This is a genomic window from Shigella sp. FC1567 (assembly GCF_001743015.1).
In the GTDB taxonomy this organism is placed as follows: Bacteria; Pseudomonadota; Gammaproteobacteria; order Enterobacterales; family Enterobacteriaceae; genus Escherichia; species Escherichia coli.
Genome location: NZ_MIIV01000324.1, coordinates 1 through 853, shown reverse-complemented (window position 1 = coordinate 853; position 853 = coordinate 1). Strand labels below are relative to the sequence as shown.

Annotated in this window: 1 protein-coding gene and 1 pseudogene; both read right to left on the bottom strand. The window is 51.1% G+C overall.

Annotation, left to right across the window (positions count from 1 at the left end):
- Window positions 1-189 precede the first annotated feature (189 nt).
- A pseudogene (locus tag BHE85_RS16805) lies at window positions 190-619 on the bottom strand (transposase); the annotation flags it as partial.
- 47 nt (window positions 620-666) lie between these two features.
- Window positions 667-853, bottom strand: a 187-nt coding sequence (locus BHE85_RS26590) for a hypothetical protein (RefSeq protein ID WP_158512846.1), incomplete at its 5' end; no start/stop codon positions are given.

Genomic DNA, 853 nt, shown 5'->3' with positions numbered 1-853 from the left:
CATCGATAGGAATTTAAATCCCCAAAAGATTAAAAAAGCACCGAAGAATGCGCGTTTATTCAACACAACCTGATCATCAAGTAATCGGTATAGACACTTAATATTGCTTACATTGATTGATTCAATGTATCTCTGATGGTTTTTTGCTCCGTTCCCCTCAACATGGACGCAACTTCCCCTCTGCGACTCTCAGCCGCACCACCGTATTCGAGCCAGCGGCTCATGCATCATAACCTGCTCTGCCAGACGGTAACCCCTCTTCAGCCCCGTAAACCGCATCTGACCTCCGCACAGCTCGCACTTCAGCGGGTCAACCTTCAGTCACTGCTGATACATCCCTCTCCTTGTGATTTGCCTCGCCGTTTTTCTCACTGTCTCCGTTATGGCGTACACCACATCTTCCAGTAATCGCCGCTTCACCGGACTCAGGACCCCGTATCACCATCCGGAACCCCTTATCCGCCACATGCCAGGAGAACCTTTCCATAAACTCGTCGCCACTCATCACAAGGTTTTCTTCTCGTTTTGTCCGGTGGCTGTTGTAACGCAGGCCAATTTCATCCTGACCGGCATAATGTTCCAGGCGGCTCATCTGCACCGGCTGCTTCTCCAGCCAGTTAAGCCATCGGTTTCCCTGCTGAAAAATATCGGCAAAACGGGGAAGCATCAGAAAGGCGGAATAACGCCATCCGGCCAGTGAACCGTACCGCATTCAGGGCAATACATGCCGTCGGCGTTGATACCGGCAGGAATTGTCGCAAATTCCCGCTCCGTGCAGCGGGCAATTTCCGGATACCCTTCGTCATCAACACGTACAAACCAGAAGACCAGTTTTTTGTTTCCGGCATCCACA